At 50.6% G+C, this 18,470-nt stretch carries 16 protein-coding genes; 10 read left to right on the top strand and 6 right to left on the bottom strand.

Going from position 1 to position 18,470, the window contains the following annotated elements:
* The first annotated feature begins 99 nt into the window (after positions 1-99).
* The 5 genes from TH63_RS05460 to TH63_RS05440 all read left to right on the top strand — a co-directional run bounded on the left by TH63_RS05460 (position 100) and on the right by TH63_RS05440 (position 3,689).
* Entirely contained in the window at positions 100-528 is a 429-nt protein-coding gene (locus TH63_RS05460; RefSeq protein WP_048920058.1) for a thioredoxin family protein, read from the top strand.
* A 4-nt stretch (positions 529-532) separates the two neighbouring features.
* Positions 533-1,492 carry an FAD:protein FMN transferase gene (locus TH63_RS05455; protein WP_449415949.1) on the top strand — a complete coding sequence of 320 codons (960 nt, stop codon included), beginning with the start codon at positions 533-535 and terminating at the stop codon, positions 1,490-1,492.
* The gene (locus TH63_RS05450) at positions 1,489-1,713 is read left to right on the top strand and encodes a DUF4266 domain-containing protein (protein ID WP_048920057.1); all 225 of its coding nucleotides are present in this window, start codon (positions 1,489-1,491) and stop codon (positions 1,711-1,713) included. Before TH63_RS05455 ends, TH63_RS05450 begins: the two co-directional genes overlap by 4 nt.
* 11 nt (positions 1,714-1,724) lie before the next feature.
* Positions 1,725-2,942: a DUF3570 domain-containing protein gene (locus tag TH63_RS05445; RefSeq protein WP_053093739.1), complete on the top strand. Its 1,218-nt coding sequence runs from the start codon at positions 1,725-1,727 to the stop codon at positions 2,940-2,942.
* 273 nt (positions 2,943-3,215) lie between these two features.
* On the top strand, positions 3,216-3,689 hold the full coding sequence (locus TH63_RS05440; protein WP_048920056.1) for a hypothetical protein: 474 nt from the start codon (positions 3,216-3,218) through the stop codon (positions 3,687-3,689).
* Here TH63_RS05440 and TH63_RS05435 read toward each other — a convergent pair.
* Complete coding sequence (locus TH63_RS05435; protein ID WP_048920055.1) at positions 3,656-3,910, bottom strand: hypothetical protein; 255 nt, start codon at positions 3,908-3,910, stop codon at positions 3,656-3,658. The genes TH63_RS05440 and TH63_RS05435 overlap by 34 nt on opposite strands.
* Positions 3,911-4,149: 239 nt before the next feature.
* Positions 4,150-5,562 carry an aspartate ammonia-lyase gene (gene aspA, locus TH63_RS05430; protein WP_048920054.1) on the bottom strand — a complete coding sequence of 471 codons (1,413 nt, stop codon included), beginning with the start codon at positions 5,560-5,562 and terminating at the stop codon, positions 4,150-4,152.
* A gap of 569 nt (positions 5,563-6,131) precedes the next feature.
* On the opposite strand from aspA, the gene TH63_RS05425 reads away from it, so the two are divergent.
* From TH63_RS05425 to TH63_RS05410, 4 genes are all read left to right on the top strand, one after another.
* Positions 6,132-7,688, top strand: a complete 1,557-nt coding sequence (locus tag TH63_RS05425) for a GAF domain-containing protein (protein ID WP_048920053.1) — start codon at positions 6,132-6,134, stop codon at positions 7,686-7,688.
* A gap of 49 nt (positions 7,689-7,737) precedes the next feature.
* Positions 7,738-11,826 (top strand): chemotaxis protein CheB, encoded by a 4,089-nt coding sequence (locus TH63_RS05420; RefSeq protein WP_048920052.1) that lies wholly within the window; start codon positions 7,738-7,740, stop codon positions 11,824-11,826.
* 226 nt (positions 11,827-12,052) lie between these two features.
* Positions 12,053-12,895, top strand: coding sequence for a hypothetical protein (locus TH63_RS20485; protein ID WP_082161564.1), 843 nt, complete (start codon positions 12,053-12,055; stop codon positions 12,893-12,895).
* A gap of 365 nt (positions 12,896-13,260) precedes the next feature.
* Positions 13,261-14,328 carry a COX15/CtaA family protein gene (locus tag TH63_RS05410; RefSeq protein WP_048920051.1) on the top strand — a complete coding sequence of 356 codons (1,068 nt, stop codon included), beginning with the start codon at positions 13,261-13,263 and terminating at the stop codon, positions 14,326-14,328.
* Positions 14,329-14,390: 62 nt separating this feature from the next.
* Here TH63_RS05410 and TH63_RS05405 read toward each other — a convergent pair whose 3' ends face one another.
* From TH63_RS05405 to TH63_RS05395, 4 genes are read right to left on the bottom strand one after another with little or no spacing between them, the layout of a single operon-like run.
* Complete coding sequence (locus TH63_RS05405; protein ID WP_048920050.1) at positions 14,391-15,206, bottom strand: hypothetical protein; 816 nt, start codon at positions 15,204-15,206, stop codon at positions 14,391-14,393.
* Complete coding sequence (locus TH63_RS20480; protein ID WP_197088700.1) at positions 15,203-15,349, bottom strand: hypothetical protein; 147 nt, start codon at positions 15,347-15,349, stop codon at positions 15,203-15,205. The genes TH63_RS05405 and TH63_RS20480 overlap by 4 nt, the downstream gene beginning before the upstream one ends.
* Positions 15,350-15,381: 32 nt before the next feature.
* On the bottom strand, positions 15,382-16,473 hold the full coding sequence (locus TH63_RS05400; protein ID WP_048920049.1) for a toxic anion resistance protein: 1,092 nt from the start codon (positions 16,471-16,473) through the stop codon (positions 15,382-15,384).
* 7 nt (positions 16,474-16,480) lie between these two features.
* The gene (locus TH63_RS05395) at positions 16,481-16,921 is read right to left on the bottom strand and encodes a hypothetical protein (protein ID WP_048920048.1); all 441 of its coding nucleotides are present in this window, start codon (positions 16,919-16,921) and stop codon (positions 16,481-16,483) included.
* 389 nt (positions 16,922-17,310) lie between these two features.
* Here TH63_RS05395 and TH63_RS05390 point away from each other — a divergent pair, with 389 nt between their 5' ends.
* Positions 17,311-18,468 (top strand): glycoside hydrolase family 43 protein, encoded by a 1,158-nt coding sequence (locus TH63_RS05390; protein ID WP_082161563.1) that lies wholly within the window; start codon positions 17,311-17,313, stop codon positions 18,466-18,468.
* Positions 18,469-18,470 lie beyond the last annotated feature (2 nt).

Below are 18,470 nucleotides of genomic sequence, written 5' to 3'. Positions count from 1 at the left end.
GAACCAGACGATTAGCAAAATTGTCTGTAAAATAGCAACAGGCTACCGAAAGCTTAATCGGATTAGAATTTTTTCTTACCTTAATCTAAATATAAAACTATGAACTTACTTGTTTTAATCTTCAGCAGTTTGTTTACATTTGGACCACCGGCATGGGTGAAAGACATTGAGCAAGCCAAGAAGATGTCTAAGGAAAATCACAAATATATTCTGGTGAACTTCTCAGGCTCAGACTGGTGCGGACCCTGCATTAAAATGGAAAAGGAAATCTTTGAAAATCCTGCGTTCCAGACCTATGCTACCCAAAACCTGGTGATGGTGAACGCAGATTTCCCGCGTCAGAAAAAACACCAGCTTGACCCTAAGCAGAAAAGCCTGAACGAGAAACTTGCTGACCAGTACAACAAAACCGGTATTTTCCCTTTAACCGTACTGTTAGACGAAAACGGGAAAGTAGTGAAGCGCTGGGAAGGCATGCCGGCCAAAGAAGCACAAAGCTTTATCGCCCAGTTACAAACCGTGAAATAAATACGTGACACCAGACATTGCCCATCAGGAGCTGACCAACCGCTTATACAGGCGGGTTCAGAAACTGATGGGCAATCGTTTTGAATTGACCGTGCAATGCGCCTCTGAGGCCGAAGCCAACACGGCTCTGGACGCTGCCATTGCCGAGATACAACGCATTGAGGCCCTCCTCACCACCTTCGCAGACACCAGCGAGACCAATCACATCAACGCCCAGGCCGGCATTGCCCCGGTCGTCCCCTCCCCCGAAGTCTATGACCTTATCGCCAGGTCGCTCCGCATCTCAGATCTTACCCAAGGTGCGTTTGACATCACCTACGGTGGCGTAGACAAAAGCCTTTGGAATTTTGACCCGCACATGACAGCTTTGCCTTCTGTTGAAGTAGCGAAAGCCTCGGTACGGTTGGTCAATTACAAGAACGTGCTGCTAGACCCTAAAGAGAAAAGCGTGTATCTGAAACACCAAGGCATGCGCATAGGTTTTGGCGGCATTGGCAAAGGCTATGCCGCAGAGCGGGCCAAAGGAATTTTGCAGCAGTTAGGGGTCAGGAGTGGGATAGTGAATGCCGCCGGCGACTTAAGCGCCTGGGGTACCCAACCCAACGGCCAACCCTGGACCATCGGCATCGCCGACCCCAATGCCAAGCAAACCCCCTTCTCCCAATTAAACATCTCAGATATGGCCGTGGCCACCTCAGGCAACTATGAGAAGTATGTGGTCATTGATGGCAAAAAATATAGCCACACCATTAATCCAAAAACCGGATTGCCCGTTACAGGAATAAAGAGTGTGACTATTATTTGCCCAAATGCAGAACTAGCCGATGCCATGGCCACCCCCGTCATGGTCATGGGTGTGAAAGTGGGTCTTTCTCTCATTAACCAGATGAGAGGCATAGCCTGCATTTTGGTAGATGATCATAACCGTGTACATTATTCTAACAACATACGTTTAAACAAATGATTCTCAGAAAAAGGGCAATTTCAGGGCTCCTGCTTTTAGCGGTAGGGAGCCTTTTTTCGTGCCAGTCAGTGAAGGAGTATAACAAAATGTACCTCAATGACGCTGAGATGGGCCTGGCAGCCCGGAAGGTGCAAAAAACGGAAATGAACTTCCTGCTGTACCGCGAAGGTGCTTCAGGGGCTAACGGCGGCAAGATCGGGGGCGGCTGCGGCTGCAACTAAACAATCAGACTATGAGAAAAATCTACCTGCACGCCTCTCTCTTTTTCCTTTCCATCCTCAGCTCCTTTGCGCAGACCACCCCTCCCCCGCCCGACAGTGCTGCCTTCAGGAGCAGGAAACTTAAGACCCAGGAAATAAACTTTGTCACCAGTTACTATACTCAGGACGGAAACAATTCTGCGGTGACCGGCGGCATTGGCACCGAGGAACTCACCGACGTGGCCACCACCTTTGACATTACCATGACCAAAGGCGATTTTCGTAACCGGCTGCACTCCTTCCGGTTTGAACTTGGGTTTGACCACTATTCCTCGGCCTCGTCAGACTTAATTGACCCCACCACTATTTCTTCCGCCTCGGCGGCAGACAACCGCATTTATCCGTCCCTTAACTGGACCATGCAGGATGATGCCAAAAACTATGCCGTGGGGGCCGGGGTTTCGGTGTCAACGGAGTATGATTACTTCTCTAAAGGTGTAAACTTCAATTTCACCAAATTCTCCCAGGACAGAAACCAGGAGTTTGGGCTAGCCCTGAGCGCCTTTCTGGATAACTGGAGCATGATTTACCCCATTGAACTGCGTACCCTGGAAACCCCAAGTGGGCCCATTTCCAACCCAGATGCCGGCGGTACTAACCCACGCAACTCCTATAACGGCACCTTCACCTTCTCGCAGGTTATTAACCAGCGCATGCAGGCGTCGTTCATCCTGGATCTGGCGCACCAAACGGGCCAGTTGGCTACGCCTTACCAAAGGGTGTATTTCCAGGATAACTCGGTGCACGTGGAGAAGCTGCCAGACAGCAGAACCAAAATCCCGATTGGGGCCAGGTTCAACTTCTTCGCCACTGACCGCATCTTGCTCAGGTCCTTTTACCGGTTTTACATTGATGACTGGGGAATCTCTGCCCATACCGCAGAACTGGAGGTACCCTACAAGCTCACGCCGTTCCTGTCCATCAGTCCCTTTTACCGGTACTATACCCAAACCGCCGCCGATTATTTTGCGCCTTACCGCGAGCACACGGCCCAGAATGAGTTCTACACCAGTGACTATGACCTTTCTGATTTTTCCAGCAATCTGTTTGGGGTGAACGTCAGGTTCAATTCCGCTAACGGCATATTTCACATAAGTAAACTGAACACCCTGGAACTGCGCTATGGCCACTATGACCGCAGCACCGGTCTGGTGTCAGATGCCATTACCCTGGCGGCTACTATCAAGTAACATCTTTACAAGCAGCTTAAATGAGGCGGGCTCCTTTTGTATAGGAGCCCGCCTAATTTTTTTAAGAAAAGTGTAGCACTGCAAACTAGCCCATCACAGCTACATCTTGGTTAAACCCAATTAAAGAGCTAAATACAAGATAGTTGCCTCTAAATTTTTTTTAACCACCAAACCACGCGACCTTTGCACATACTCAACTATTTACCTCTATAGAAAAGTAAAATATTGGTTAAATTTACATTCACCTGCCTAGCCGCAGCTCTTTAAATTTTTATGTTTCAGCTTACCACGCTCTTGCAGAATGACATTGTCATTATTGAAGTATCAGGGGCGAACCAGTACCTCAGTGTTGTTTGGCTTAAACACCCAGACAGCAATGAGTTCAAATCTATTTTAAGGGAGTTGCCGAAATTAATGGACGGCAAACAGATACGGTTTCTGATTTCAGACAGCCGTAAAATCCTTTACCTGGATATTTCCTCCCAAAATTTTCTGGCCCAACAGTTTTATCCGCTATTGGCCAGGGAAGACACTTTTACGATTGCCTATGTGGTAAGTCCTGCCAGCTATGACACCATGGATATTTACCGCATCAGTGATATCATGAAAGAGACCCCGGGTCTACGTGACAGGCTGGAAACCAGCATTTTCTTAAGCCAGGAAGATGCCCAGGAATGGATAACCGAGCAAAGCCGTCAGCATAGGCGCCTTGCTCAGGCTTCTGGCACCTCTATAGCCGGAAGATAGGGTTCATAGATGGCTACCGGGTGGGCGGAAACCTTAAAAGAACTGATGATCTCCAGACCTCTCCTGGCCCACACTTCCACAAGGTGGTTATTTAAGGAAAAAAGCGTAACGGTCCAGTCCAGGTGCTGGCGCTGCGCAAGCTCCCGGCCCTTTTGCGCCAGAATCTCGGCCTGGTTCCAGGGGGGTAACTTTTCAAAGAGGGAATGTTCCAGTACTGACATTTACTTCCGGTAGAAACCTGTGTGAGGGTGCTCTCTCATAAACCCAAAAGCCCCCTTTTAGTTTCCGGCTTAGCAGAGAATTGCCTGCAACCGATCTGCACGCCGTAGTCCTTCTCCCCAGCAGAAAAACTATATATCCGATAGATTTTCCGGGGCAACCGGCTTATTCCTACCTGCTTCAGGGCCTGGGCGTTTCTGAGCCGTTTTGGCCAAAAAAGGCCCAGAACGGAAACCTGCCTTTAGCTGTTGATGAATACCGGATGGATCATGTTCTCAAAAGAATAGATCTCATCCCATTTCAAATGGTCCAGCAGCTTCCGTTCCACTACCACTATCTGGTGAATAGACTTACCGGTGGCCAGCGCCTCCTTGGCAATGCTGGCGCAGGTTTCATAGCCTAAGATGGGGTTTAATGCGGTAACAATACCCACGCTGTGCATCACCATTTCCTTGCTTATTTCTGTATTGGCCGTGATGCCGTCTACGCACTTAACGCGCAGGGTATTGATGGCGCGGGTCATGTAATTAAGGGAGGTAAACAGACTGAAGGCAATCACGGGCTCCATCACATTCAACTGCAACTGCCCGGCCTCGGCGGCCATGGAAATAGTCACGTCGGCGCCAATCACGTAAAATGCGGTCTGGTTCACCACCTCAGGTATGACCGGGTTCACCTTACCGGGCATAATGGAAGAACCTGGCTGCATGGCCGGAAGTTTAATCTCATTCAAACCGGTTCTGGGGCCTGAGGACAGCAACCGCAGGTCATTGCAGATCTTGGAGATTTTGATAGCGCTCCGTTTCAACATGGCAGACACATGCAGGTAGGTACCCATGTCTGAGGTGGCCTCCACCAGGTCCGGGGCCAGCACCATCGGGAAACCGGTGATTTCCGCTAAGTAGCGGGTACACAGCTCGGGGTAGCCGGCAGGGGCGTTGATGCTGGTGCCAATAGCGGTGGCGCCCATGTTACATTCGGTGAGCTTGCGCTGGGCCTCACGCAGGCGCAACACGTCATCATTTACGGTAGTGGCAAAGGCATGGAACTCCTGGCCCAGCGTCATGGGCACGGCATCCTGTAACTGGGTGCGCCCCATCTTCAGGACCCGGTCAAACTTTTTTGACTTGCGCAGAAAGGATTTCCGAAGGTCTGCCAGGGCCTTGATGTAGGCATCCATTTTCAAATGAATGGCCAGCATTAACGCCGTGGGGTAGGTGTCATTGGTGGACTGCGAGAAGTTCACGTGATTGTTGGGGTGCAGAATGTCATACTCGCCTTTCTGGTGCCCCAGGTATTCCAACCCAATATTGGCGATCACCTCATTGGCATTCATGTTCACCGATGTTCCGGCCCCGCCCTGAATCAGATCTGTCACAAATTGGTCATGGTACTTGCCGGCAATCAATTCATCGCAAGCGAACAGGATGGCCTCCGCTAGTTTAGGGTCTAACACTCCCAGGTCACGGTTGGCCATGGCCGCTGCTTTCTTCACGTAGGCAAACGCCTGGATAAAGAGTGGTTCAGAGGCGTTGGTGATACCCGTGATATTGAAGTTTTCTAGTGCCCTCAGCGTCTGCACGCCATAGTACACGGTATTGGGGATCTCTTTTTCGCCCAGGAAATCATGTTCAATTCTAAACGGTGCGTCCATGCCAGATTGCCTTTGGTTTGTAATGCCTTAGCATACCGGTTTTTGGAAGACTTTGTTGTAGGAGCGCCCGGTAATTGACAGAATAGCACCAAGCGTGTTTTTTTGGCTTTCCCGTTTTGGGCCTGTTTTCCGGAAAACATACCCAAAACAGGAAATGGCTTTTACCCGCCAGGCAGGAAAGTTTGCCAACAATTAATTGCCTTTAGCCATGGCAGAAAACGCCTTACCCAAGAGTAGAAATTCAATAGGTAGAGGCTTCGTTTTCTTTCCCTTACCGGAGGCAAGACAGCCCCGGAAGAGCGCCTGTAAATGGTAAAGTATACGGGTTGTAAGCAAATGGAGAGCCATCCACCCAGTGCTCTAAAACGGTCATTTTTTGTTTAATTTAGCAGAAACTTGTACATTGTTCTGTATTTTACCCGTTATCTTCTAAACGGTGGCCGGTAGCAAATACAAGTTTTAAATGACAACAAATTACAGGTGGCGCTGCCAACAAAATTTCAATTGGTCTGTATAGTATCCTTCAGCCTTAGTTAAATTGACGCGCCGGTTGCCCTACCCTCCCTCCCATGGAAAGCAAAAAAGCCCCTATAGACGTAAGCATTGAAAAGGATTATGACTCTCCGCTCTGCGGAAGCATTCCGCTGCACTTGGTCAACCTGATTCAACCGCACGGCCTATTACTTACCCTGGACAAGGAAAACTTTGAGTTAGTGCAGGTCAGCGAGAATCTGGAAAACTTCATGGGCCTGCCCGTGAATGAACTGCTGGGCCAACCCCTCTCTCACTTCCTGCCTGCAGACCAATTTGAATTCCTACGGGATAAAATAGAAAACCAGAGCAACCGCGACAAGATCCCCTTTCACCTGACCTTAAAAGGAAGCGACAGAGAGGTATCCTTTATTGCCCAGCTGCATCTAAAGCCTGAGTATGCGCTCATAGAATTGGAAGTGAATCTGCAGCCGACGGCCAAAGACTCGTTCATGGCCCTATACCAGGAAATCAAGCATATCACCTCCCTCTTTAAGCAATCCAGAAGCACACAGGAGATTGCCCAGATTGTGACCGAAGAGATAAAACGGCTTACCGGTTTTGACCGGGTGCTGGCGTATCAGTTTGACCCTAACTGGAATGGGATTGTGGTGGGCCAGAGCAAGGTAGAGGACATGGATGACTACATGGACCTCCGTTTCCCGGCCTCAGACGTGCCCAAACAAGCCCGAGACCTTTATTTCAGGAATCCTTACCGGTTAATTCCCGCCCGTGATTACCAGCCGGTGCGCCTGCTTCCGGTCATAAACCCCATCACCAACCGCTTTACAGACCTGTCAGATTCCACCCTTCGCAGCGTGGCCCCCGTGCACCTGGAATACCTCACCAACCTAAAGGTACAGGCGTCTATGTCGGTGGCGCTGATTATTGAGGACAAGCTTTGGGGGCTGATCAGTTGCCACAACAAAACCCCTAAAAACCCAGGTTTTGAGGTACGCGCGGCTATGGAATTGCTTTGCAACGTGGTCTCTGTACAGATTGCGGCCAAAGAGCGGGAAGTTGCCATTGAACTGAGGTCTCACCTTAGGGGAATACATGCCAGGCTGTTGGAGCAGATCTATACCACCGCTAATTTTGCAGAGGCCTTGGTATCTGGCGATTGCGTGTTACAGGAGCTTTTCAACCTATCAGGCGCCGCTATTCTCTTTGAAGGAGGCATCTGGACCTGTGGCCAGGTACCCAGCCAACAGGAGCTCAAGGAACTTATCTACTGGTTAAAGAGAAGCAAGTCAGAGAAAACATTCGCTACTGACACGCTGCCTGGCCAGTATGTGCGGGCCAAAGACTACAAAGAGGTAGCCAGCGGGTTACTGGTCATCCCTATCAACTCTGAGCAGGGAGAGTACATTCTGGGCTTCAGGCCAGAGGTACTGCAGACCATCAGTTGGGGCGGAAACCCAGACAATGCCATCCAGATGGAGCCAGACGGAAAAACCTACCACCCGCGCAATTCCTTCGCCACGTACCAGCAAACCGTCAAAAACACCTCCCTTCCCTGGCTAGCCGAGGAATTGGAGGCCGCTGAGGTGTTAAGAGCTGCCGTTTTAGAAAAAATTATCAAAGAAAGGTACTAGGAGTCCGGTTGATTTCAGCCTAACCCTAAAGAATGTCCGTATTTACCGCATGCAATCTAAGAATAAGCCGTTTGCCCCCCCTAAAACTGATCATTACCTTATAGGCATTGGCGCGTCTGCCGGTGGCTTAGAGGCCATTCACAGATTGTTTGATCATTTCCCCAGCAATTCCAGCTTCGCTTTTGTCATTATCCAGCACCTGTCGCCGGACCATAAAAGCTTAATGGCGGAGTTGCTCACCAAGCACACCCAAATGCAGGTGCAGGAGGCCGAGGACGGCATGCGCACCAAGCCTAACTGCATTTACGTGCTGCCCAGCGGGAAAACCCTTACCCTTAAAAACGGTCGTCTTCACCTTACAGACCAGATACGCACCAGGGAGCCCAACTTTGCCATAGACGTCTTTTTTGAATCTCTGGCCAAAGACCGGGGCCGCTACGCTATTGGCATTGTGCTGTCTGGTACCGGCACAGACGGCACCAAGGGGGTGCGTAAGATCAAGGCCGCGGGTGGTATGGTCATGGTGCAGGAGCCTACTTCGGCTAAGTTTGACGGCATGCCCAAAAGCGCCATTGAGACCGGCGTGGTTGACTACGTGTTCCCGCCGGAGCGCATGCCCAATGAGATCATAGAATACACCCGCCAGATTCCGCTGGTAAAAGAACTGGTGGAACGTACCGAGGAGGAACTCCAAGACGAGAAAGTGCTGGAAGAGATTCTGGAGCTGATCTGTACCCACACCCAGACCAATTTCAAGAACTACAAGCAGGCCACCATTTACCGCCGGCTGCAGAAGCGCATGGACCTGCTCAAGGTCTACAGCCTCACAGATTACCTCAACTACCTACATGAAAACCCCGCCGAGATCAAGATCCTTTGCCAGGAATTCCTGATTGGGGTGACTAAGTTTTTCAGGGATGAAGAGGCGTTTGAGATTCTGGAGAAAGAGACCATCCCGGAGATCATCAGTAATACCACGGAGGACGAGACCATAAAAGTGTGGGCTACTGCCTGCAGCACCGGCGAGGAAGTGTACTCTCTGGCCATTCTGTTTCTGGAGTGTTTTGAGAAATTGGGGCGTGAACCCTTGGTCAAGCTGTTTGCCACCGACGTGGACCAAAGAGCCATTACCGTGGCCTCTAAGGGCGTTTACCCCAACTCTATTTCTAAAGACATTGCCCCGGAGCGGCTGACCAAATATTTTACCCACAGCCACAACAAATACACCATTAAAGACCATGTGCGGCGGCTGGTGGTGTTCGCACAACATGACCTGCAGAAAGACCCGCCTTTCAGCCGCATAGACCTGATCACCTGCCGGAACATGCTCATTTACTTTAACCCAGACCTTCAGGCCAAAGTCATGTCTGTGTTTCCGTACGCCTTAAAAATGAACGGCTATCTGCTGCTAGGGCCTAGTGAGCATATTGGGGACCTTAAAATATTTTTTGAAGAGAAAAACCGCAAGTGGAAACTCTTCCAGAAAATAAAGGAAAGCAAGGGAATCCGGCAAAACTTTGGTGTGACCCAGCAAACCTCTTCCTATTCGCAGGCCCACAGCGCCACCTTTAAGAATACGCAACTGGCGCGCTACAACAACCTCTTTGTTGATGCCGCAGCCGAGGAATTTAAAGTTACCGGGCTTTTCATAGATGAGAACTACCAGCTGTTGCATGGCCTGGGAGACTATAACCGGTTTCTGAAATTACCCGAAAAACGCCTGCAGCTCAATATTCTGCACATGGTGCCCAAGGAACTGGCCGTGACGCTGAGCGTAGACATAAGAAAGGTGTTGAAGCACCTTAGGCCCGTAGGCCGGCAGGTGCTCATGAGCCTTAATAAAAAGAATGTACGGGTCCAGATTTCGGTGAAGCCCATCTCTGTGGAGAAGGATTTGCCTAAAGTACTGCTGGTGCTATTGCAGGAAATTGGGCAGGCAAGCCCCTCGCTTAAAACCCTGGAGGCCCACTCGGCTACTCCAGATGATGCAGAGTATTTCCAGCAGCTTTCGGCCCTGGAGCATGAACTGAAGGAGGCCAAGGAAAACCTTCACCTTACTGTGCAGGACCTTAGCACTTCTAATGAAGAACTACAGTCTACCAATGAGGAACTCATGTCCTCCAACGAGGAGTTGCAGAGTTCCAATGAAGAGATGCAGTCACTTAATGAGGAACTACACACCGTCAATTCTGAGCATCAGCTTAAAATAAAGGAACTGCAGGAGCTTAATGAAGACCTGGATAACTACATCCGCAGCTCCAACATTGCCCAGCTGTTCCTGGACCATCACCTGGTTATCCGGAAGTTCACGCCCACGGTGCGGGACCTCATCAATATCATTGACATTGACTTAGGCCGTCCAATCCACCACCTCTCCCACAATTTCAGGTACTCCCGCCTGCTGGAAGACATCCAGCACGTGAACAACTCCCTGTCTGAGGTGGAGGTGGAGCTGGAAACCAATGACGGAAGGTACTATTTGATGCGCATTATCCCCTATCTCAAGCACAACGGCAACAAAGATGGGGTGGTGCTGAGCTTTGTGGACGTTACCACGCTTAAGACCCTGAGCAACGTGGTGCAAGGCGTTTTGAACAGCTCCCTTAACAACATTATGGCCTTTAAAGCGGTGCGCAATGAGGACCAGGTCATTGTGGACTTTAAGTGGACCATGCTCAACAAGCAGGCCGAGCAGCTGATAGGGAAATCTCAGGCGCAACTCCTGCAAACCAGCATTCTACCGGAAATGGGTTTCCTGAAGAAAAGCGGCCTGTTCAAGAAATTCATTCAGGTGGTAGAGACGGGGGAGCCCTTGCACCTGGAACAGCACCTGGACATTAACGGCCATAAGGCCTGGTATGAGATTTCGGGCGCCAAAATGGGCAATGGCCTCACCATTACCATGGCCGATATCACCGAGAAGAAGATCAGCGAAGAGAAAATCCACATGGCCTATGATGACCTCAAAAAGGCCGAGGAAGACCTCATTAAACTTAACAGCCAACTGGAAGGCCGCGTAGCAGACCGCACCAAGGAACTCACTGATAGCCAGGAGCGCTTTAGGCTAGTCTCAATGGCCACCAATGACGTGGTCTGGGACTGGAACCTGATCACCAATGAACTTTGGTGGAGTGAGACCCTGCAGACCATTCTGGGCTACACCACCGGCGAGATGGGCTCCGGCATAAACGCCTGGTTTGAAAAGGTACACCCCAGTGACCGGGAACGGGTAAAACAGGGTATCTACGAGGCCATTAACAGTGGGCAGGACCAGTGGGTAGATGAGTTCAAGATGGCCCGCGCCGATGGCTCCTATGCCTCGCTCTACAACCGCGCCTATATTCTGCACAATGAGTACCAGATCCCGCACCGGGTGCTGGGCTCCTTCATTGATTTGTCTGACTTAAAAGACACCCAGGAGAAACTGCAGGACACCAACAGCCACCTGCTCAGGGTAATTGAGGACCTGGACAACTTTGTCTACACCGCCTCGCATGACCTCAAAGCCCCCATCCACAACATTGAGGCCCTGCTGCGTGAACTCCAGATTGAGCTGCCCGAGGAAAACGTAGAAACTGAAAGCGTGAAGCAGATCATAGGCATGATGGACGGCGCTGTAGAGCGCTTTAAACGCACCATCAGTAACCTCACAGAGATCACCAAACTCCAGAACGAAAACAGCCCGGAGGCTACCTCTGTGGATCTGGCGGAAGTAACCCGCGAGGTGACCATGGACCTGGACCGCATCATCAAGAAGGCTGATGCCCGGCTGGAGATCAATATTCCGTCGCACACATTCATCTCCTTTTCCAAGAAGAACCTGCGCAGCATTGTCTATAACCTGCTCTCCAACGCCATTAAATACCGGTCTCCTAACCGGCCACCAGTGGTAACCCTCTCCTGCCACATAGAAGAAGAATATGTGGTTATGGAGGTAAAGGACAATGGACTGGGCATGAGCAAAGAGCACCAGGACCAACTCTTTACCATGTTCAAGCGCTTCCATGACCACGTAGACGGTTCTGGCATTGGCCTGTACATGGTTAAGAAAATCATTGACAACGCCGGGGCCAGAATAAAAGTGGAAAGTACCGTAGACCAGGGCTCCACCTTCAGCATCTATTTTAAGCGAGACTAAGGAGTTTAAAAGCTTCTAGGCTACATTTTCCAGATTCCTGTTTTGGGCCTGTTTTCAAGAAAACAGGCCCAAAACAGGAATCCTCCTTTTACGGGGTTTAGGTTGCCGGCCTTTGCCCTTTTTGCTATCCCTGATTTGCTAAAAGTTACCCTACCTTTCAGGTGTGAAATTGCTAACTCCTCTTTCCTTTCCTCGTTTTAGGGTAGATAAACTTTCTTCTTTTCTTATGGTACTTCTATCTGAAAGCAAGGCGCTAAGCACCAGATTCTGGAGCATGTTCTTTCTTCTTCTCCTATTTTCTTTGCCCCAGGATAGTTTCTCTTTCCCTTTGAACCGGGCGGTAACTGCAACAGACCTGTTGCAGGCCAAGAGCGTGGAAGGCGCCTGGAAATTAGTAAATACCTCCGGCCCCAAAGATGCCAGGCTTGCCGGGGCAACCGCAATCAGAATTGCCGAAGATGGCTTTTTCACGGTCGCTTATTTTAACCACGCAGATAAGAAATTCATAGGAACCTACGGTGGCACCTATACCTTTAGTAACGGCAAAATCAGGGAGACCCTGGAATTCAATACCCTGGACACCGCCTTGGTAGGCAGCACTTTTACGGGCAACAGTCAGTTTAAAGGCACCACCTGGAAGCACGGATTTACCCTGGGGAAACGGAAAAGCGTGCAGACCTGGGAACGCATCACCGGGGTCTCCCCTGTCTCGCCGCTTAATGGAGCCTGGCGCATTAGCGGGCGCATGGGACCAGACGGTAAGCTTACGGAAATGCCTTTGCGAGTGCGCCGCACCATCAAGATTTTGTCGGGGAGCCGGTTCCAGTGGATTGCCTACAACGTGGAGACGAAGGAGTTATCGGGTACCGGGGGCGGCACCTTCACCACCCAGAACGGCAAGTACACAGAACACATTGAATTCTTCTCCCGGGACTCCAGCCGGGTGGGCAACCAACTTACCTTTGACTTTGACATCATAGACGGCAAATGGCACCACAGCGGCCTCAGCAGTACAGGTGTCCCCATTGACGAGTATTGGCAACGCCATCTGGAAACTAAGGAAGAGTAAAGTTTTATACCCAAAGCCTGAAAGCCTGGTTTTATTTTACATATTAAAATAGCTAAAGACACCCTGACCCATTTTGTATAAGCCTATCTTCTCACGGAAGCTGTTTAGAGTTTTCCAGTTGTGTCTCTGCCGGTAGGAGAAATCCCTATGTAACGTTTCCGTTTCAGGGCTGTTTTAAGGCCCCCCCCCCTGAAACGGAAGGCGCTTATGGAGCTCCTGCCTTTAATATGGCTAAAAGATTGACGTAAGGATAACTCTAAATAGCTTCATAGAATAAAAGGTGACCATCGTCATTTCTGTCATTGACTTTCCTCAGCATTTGCCCAGGGCGTTTTCCTGAGATTTGCTTTATTTTTCTTACCGGAATGGGAAACAGACAAAATAAAGCGATCATCCTTTGGCTCCTGACGGGGGCATTCTTGATAGTAGCCATGGTAGTGATTGGAGGTATCACCAGACTCACCGGTTCCGGGCTTTCTATGGTTGAGTGGAAAGTCATTTCGGGAGCCATCCCGCCGCTCAACGAAGCAGAATGGCAACTGGCCTTTCATAAATACCAGCAATTCCCTGAGTTCCAGAAGGTCAATTTCAGCATGACCCTTTCGGGGTTCAAACAGATTTTCTGGTGGGAATACCTGCACCGTCTGCTGGGCCGCGTGATTGGGCTGGTGTTTATTATCCCCTTCCTTTATTTTCTGGCAACCAAACAAGTGAAAGGCTGGTTACTACGGCGCCTGCTGCTTTTGCTGATGTTAGGCATGGGCCAGGGCCTGATGGGCTGGGTCATGGTGAAGAGTGGCCTGGTAGACAACCCGCACGTGAGCCATTACCGCCTTGCGGCCCACCTGTTCCTGGCGCTCGCCCTCATTGGCGTCATTCTCTGGACGGTGGCAGATCTTCTGGCTTCAGGCCACCCCTATCAACCCAACTCCAAGCCGCTACGGTCGCTCTCTAAGGTGGTGCTAGGTGCAATTCTCCTGCAGATCCTGCTAGGAGCTTTTGTGGCCGGTCTAAAAGCCGGTTTCTCCTATAACTCCTTTCCGCTTATGAACGGGGAGCTTTACCCTAGGACCCAAATGGACATTCTTACCTGGCAGAACTTTATGGAGAATGGGCCGCTTATGCAGTTTCTGCATCGGTGGGTAGCCATGGCGGTGCTTGTGTTGGTGGCGTGGTTCTGGTACAAATCAAGGCAGGAAAACCTTTCTACCAGCACTAAGAACCTCATCAATCTACTTTTGGCTAGCGTTTTGGCGCAGGTGCTGTTAGGGGTGGTCACCTTGCTCTGGCAAATACCCGTGACGCTAGGCGTGCTGCACCAGGTAGTGGCGGTGGCAGTATTTGCAGTAGCCGTTTTATTGGTACACCAGCCAACGGACAAGTCACCAGAGAAGTCCCTATCCATACATCCTCTGAAAAAGAGCTACCACTAAATAGCCTTCCACGAAATGTAGGCAAAGGTTGTTTGAGGATAATCCTCGCACAGCCTTTTTCCCTAGACTCCCTTCCGGTAGATGCGCACCGGGAAAAGGCGCATGTCATTTAGATTCACTGCGTATAGGAAACTCTCCCAATGCAAGACGGGCACTAAACCAGTGGGCGTGATGCCGTTGCTGTTGGGAATGGTCACCAGGGTATTGCCCACGTAAGACGCATCTTCCAGGCCTAGGGTGGCCGCCATGTACTGCTGGAAAGCTTCTTTCTCTGCTTTGGAAGAGGTGAACCCTACCTGGTTAGGCACCAGGTTACCGGCTTTGTCTTCGGTGTAATAAGTGATCTTCTCAAAGGTGTTGATGGATATATCGGGCACATATAGCCTTGGCACTACCGCTCTGGCCTCCCCGGAGTCATACTTCTGCACCGAGGTCTGGATTGGCTTGACCAGGTCTGGCAGGGCCGCTAGTTTCTCAGATCTCTTAAGCCTGATGGGTCTGTCCGGTTTTCCTTTCAGGGCAAGCTCTGCCATTTCCTTTTCCGTATCTGCGGGCCGGTGGTGCACGTCTATGATAGCCGTGTACGCAGAAACAAAATGGTCTGTGTTCTGCAGGTGGAAAATCTCCAGGTCATGCACCCGCTTTCTGGAAACCAGATACGCGTGGATCTGCCGGGTCTTCTCATAAACTGCCTTCAGCTTGGCCTCATGGGGGGTGCCGTGGTATCTGGCAGTCAGGTCCTGCAATTGGGTTAAGCGTAGGTTGGAATCTTTGATGTAGGCCACATCCCTCAGCCCGAAATCAACCGGCGCGCCCACCACCATACGTTCGCCGGCCTCATCCTTCCCCCCGAAAAGGGATCGCAGAAAATCTATCATTCAGACAATATTCTTTTAAGGTGGAGCGTCTCAATTTCCACCTGAATTTTCTCAGTGGTTTTAAGATTCTCAAAATAAGTATCCAGGTGACTAAGGTATAAATCCAGGAGGGCATCCTGCTCGTGTGTCAGGATGTCCTCCATAGATTTACCATTTGGTTGCTCTGGGGCCATTTCTAGCTTTCAATCTGTTTAGACTTAGTACTGCTGCCCAGGCTGCCAATGATCTTGCTGTTGAGCTCTTCCTGCACCAGGGCCAGTTCTTTCACGGCTTCGGCGCGCTTGCGACTGCCTTCCTCAGAGATCTTGAGCACGGCATCCAGGGTCTCTACCATGTCTTTGTTTACTTTCTTGAGGGTGTCCACGTCCACAATGCCGCGTTCGTTTTCCTGGGCTGCCGTTACCACGTTGGTCTTTAGCATCTGGGAATTCTTGATCAGCATCTCGTTGGTAGTGTCGGTCACTTTTTTCTGGATCTCCAGGGCCTTGCGCTGTTTCTCCAACCCCAGGGCAATGGCCACCTGCTGGCGCCAGACCGGAATCACGGTCACAATGGAGTTCTGGATTTTCTGGGCCAGCACGTCATTGGTGGTCTGGATCATCCTGATCTGTGGCATGGACTGCGTGGCGATGGTATGAGACAACATGAAATCATGCACCTTTTTCTCCAGTCGCTCTTTGAACGCCACCATATCTGCTAGTTTCTGCACCACCAGCTCATCCTGGCCGCTGCTTTCCACCTCAGCCTGCAGCTGCGGAAGAATGGTGCTTTCTATCTCCTCAATCTTCATCTTTCCGGCGGCAATTAGGGCGCGCACCTCATGGATGTACTCCACCACCTGCTTAAACATGACCTCCAGCCCGGTAGTGTCCTTTAAAACGCTTTGGCGGGTTTTCTCCAGCTTTACCACCACGTCATCTACGTTCTCAGAAACGGAGTTGTATTGGCTGGCCAGCTTTTTAGACTTGTCGGTGATCTTTTTCATGAAGGGCAGGCGCGAGAAGAAACCGGGTTTTTCGGTCTCGTCAATTTTAATCATGTTGATCTGCGCCAACAGTTCATTGATGGCCGCCCCGGCGTCTCCAGAATCTTTGGCCTTCACCTTGGTGAGGAGCTCATTGGAGTAATAACCCAGTTTGCGCTGGGTTTCCACGCCAAAGGCACTGAGGCTTTCGGGTTTGGTGGGGTCAATGGTCTTGGAGATTTCCAGCGCTTTCTGCTGGACCAGCTCCTTGTTTTCAGACAGGGTGATTTCTTGGTTCTCCATAGGTTTATTAGCTTGCCAAGTGCGTTTTTTGCACCTCGTCTAGGGTTTGGATCAGTTCTCTCATGTTATCCTGGCGGGCCGAGGTGTCATACCACTCAATCTCGTTCTGAGGCAGGTAATCCCCCAGCAACCCCTGCACTTCCTGCAGCAGGGCCTCGCCTTTTCTGGTCCTGAACGCCGGATTCTTATAAAAAGCGCCCAAGTATTCCACTTTCACCTGTCCGGCCTGGGTAAGGGCCAGCTCTTTCACCTCCACCACTAACTCAGAAGATGCGCTTTGGTCAGTCACAATGGTCTTATAGACGCCCTTACGGGCATCTTCCAGCAGCAGGTTGCCTTTCTCCCTGATCTCCTTCAGGGCATTGCGCAACTGGTTGTTGGGCTTGATCTTGTACCCGTAGAGGTAACCGGCAAAGGCCCCAATAAAAAATATAAGAATGAATATCATAGGTCTTTCTGTTTTACAAGTAACGAATATCTGGCTGTTTTCTTTCTATTTATACGCGAAACCCTTCTGGTTTGCTGTACCTCCCCTTCCCGGCCAAATAACGAAGGCAACGTGGAGCAGGCCATTCCACACCGTTTCCCTCGGTTAAAACAACTTCATGAAGGTTCCATTCCCTTCTAATGTCTTTAACCGCTTCGCTGGAAGATATGAAGCTCACAGGTTATTAGTCGTTGGTCCATCCAAAAAATTAGGAAAAGGAAGCAAATTAATCTTACGGCTGTGGCGCGTGGCTTTACTTTTCACTACCAGACAGGCTTTCTCTTCTCTCCTGGTTTTTGCCACCAGGTATCTTTTCCCTATTTTTAGCTCAGCTGCTTAAACCCCTCCCCATGCGTAGAAAAAACAAATACCTCCTGTTTGCCTTCGGCCTGTTTTTGGCCGGCCCATCTGATCTTTTAGCCCAGGCGCTGGCTGCCCCGGTGGCCAAGGCGGATAAAACCGAGGTTTACCAAAACCCGCTGCCCGTTTCCTTTGGAGACCCTTATGTATTATATGACGCGCCCAGCAAATTGTATTACATGTACGGCACGGGGGGCGGGGCCAAGAAAGGCTTTATGACGTATTCCTCCCCAGATTTGGTTTCCTGGAAAAGCGAAGGACAGGTTTTCTACGGCAACACCCCCGGCTCCTGGGACGTGAAAAACTTCTGGGCCCCTGAAGTGTACCGGGTCAAAAACAAATACTACATGTTCTACAGCGCCGACTGGCGCCACAACCCCACCAATGAGCTGGAGAACTTCAGGATAGGGGTAGCCGTAGCCGATAAACCCACCGGCCCTTTCAAGAACATAAGTGACAAACCTATCTTTGACCCCGGTTACCCCATCATTGACGCCAACGTGTACTTTCACCCCAACGGCAAGATGTACCTCTATTACTCCCGCTGCTGCTACAAGCACCCCGTAGAAAGTGAGGTGGCAGCCTGGGCCAAAAAGACCGGCCTGTACCAGGAAATTGAGGAAAGCTGGATCTACGGCGTAGAACTGAAGCCCGATTTCAGTGGCGTGATAGGCGAGCCGGTGCTGTTACTGAGACCGCCGGTAAACATGAAAGACGCCCAGTCTGAATGGGAAAGCCGCTCTGTAACCTCTAAAGAAGTGAATCGCCGCTGGACGGAGGGTTCCTATACCTTCAAGCACGATGACACCTATTACATGATGTACTCTGCCAACCACTTTGGCGGGGAAAACTATGCCGTGGGTTATGCTACCTCTAAAAGCCCCTTAGGTCCCTTCACCAAAGCCACCAACAACCCGGTGCTGGAGAAGAATGACCATAAAGGCGGCGAGGTGTCTGGCACGGGCCATAACAGCATTGCCTGGTCTCCGGACGGCAAACAGATGTACTGCGTGTACCACGGCCGCACCACCGCCACCGGCAAAGACCGGGTGGTGTTCATTGACCCCATGAAGATTCAGAAAGATGGCAAACTCGTGGTGGAAGGACCCAGCACCACACCCAAAACTACACCTTTGAGCAAGAAATAAAG

The sequence above is a fragment of the Rufibacter radiotolerans genome (assembly GCF_001078055.1).
Lineage (GTDB): Bacteria > Bacteroidota > Bacteroidia > Cytophagales > Hymenobacteraceae > Nibribacter > Nibribacter radiotolerans.
Note: the sequence above shows the minus strand (reverse complement) of the source record. Positions and strands in the feature narration are given on the sequence as shown.

Excerpts from the sequence above, each read along its gene's own strand:
- TH63_RS05460 (WP_048920058.1), top strand. The coding sequence starts at position 100 with ATGAACTTACTTGTTTTAATCTTCAGCAGTTTGTTTACATTTGGACCA.
- TH63_RS05450 (WP_048920057.1), top strand. The coding sequence starts at position 1,489 with ATGATTCTCAGAAAAAGGGCAATTTCAGGGCTCCTGCTTTTAGCGGTA.
- TH63_RS05445 (WP_053093739.1), top strand. The coding sequence starts at position 1,725 with ATGAGAAAAATCTACCTGCACGCCTCTCTCTTTTTCCTTTCCATCCTC.
- TH63_RS05440 (WP_048920056.1), top strand. The coding sequence starts at position 3,216 with ATGTTTCAGCTTACCACGCTCTTGCAGAATGACATTGTCATTATTGAA.
- TH63_RS05435 (WP_048920055.1), bottom strand. The coding sequence starts at position 3,910 with ATGTCAGTACTGGAACATTCCCTCTTTGAAAAGTTACCCCCCTGGAAC.
- aspA (WP_048920054.1), bottom strand. The coding sequence starts at position 5,562 with ATGGACGCACCGTTTAGAATTGAACATGATTTCCTGGGCGAAAAAGAG.
- TH63_RS05425 (WP_048920053.1), top strand. The coding sequence starts at position 6,132 with ATGGAAAGCAAAAAAGCCCCTATAGACGTAAGCATTGAAAAGGATTAT.
- TH63_RS05420 (WP_048920052.1), top strand. The coding sequence starts at position 7,738 with ATGCAATCTAAGAATAAGCCGTTTGCCCCCCCTAAAACTGATCATTAC.
- TH63_RS20485 (WP_082161564.1), top strand. The coding sequence starts at position 12,053 with ATGGTACTTCTATCTGAAAGCAAGGCGCTAAGCACCAGATTCTGGAGC.
- TH63_RS05410 (WP_048920051.1), top strand. The coding sequence starts at position 13,261 with ATGGGAAACAGACAAAATAAAGCGATCATCCTTTGGCTCCTGACGGGG.
- TH63_RS05405 (WP_048920050.1), bottom strand. The coding sequence starts at position 15,206 with ATGATAGATTTTCTGCGATCCCTTTTCGGGGGGAAGGATGAGGCCGGC.
- TH63_RS20480 (WP_197088700.1), bottom strand. The coding sequence starts at position 15,349 with ATGGAGGACATCCTGACACACGAGCAGGATGCCCTCCTGGATTTATAC.
- TH63_RS05400 (WP_048920049.1), bottom strand. The coding sequence starts at position 16,473 with ATGGAGAACCAAGAAATCACCCTGTCTGAAAACAAGGAGCTGGTCCAG.
- TH63_RS05395 (WP_048920048.1), bottom strand. The coding sequence starts at position 16,921 with ATGATATTCATTCTTATATTTTTTATTGGGGCCTTTGCCGGTTACCTC.
- TH63_RS05390 (WP_082161563.1), top strand. The coding sequence starts at position 17,311 with ATGCGTAGAAAAAACAAATACCTCCTGTTTGCCTTCGGCCTGTTTTTG.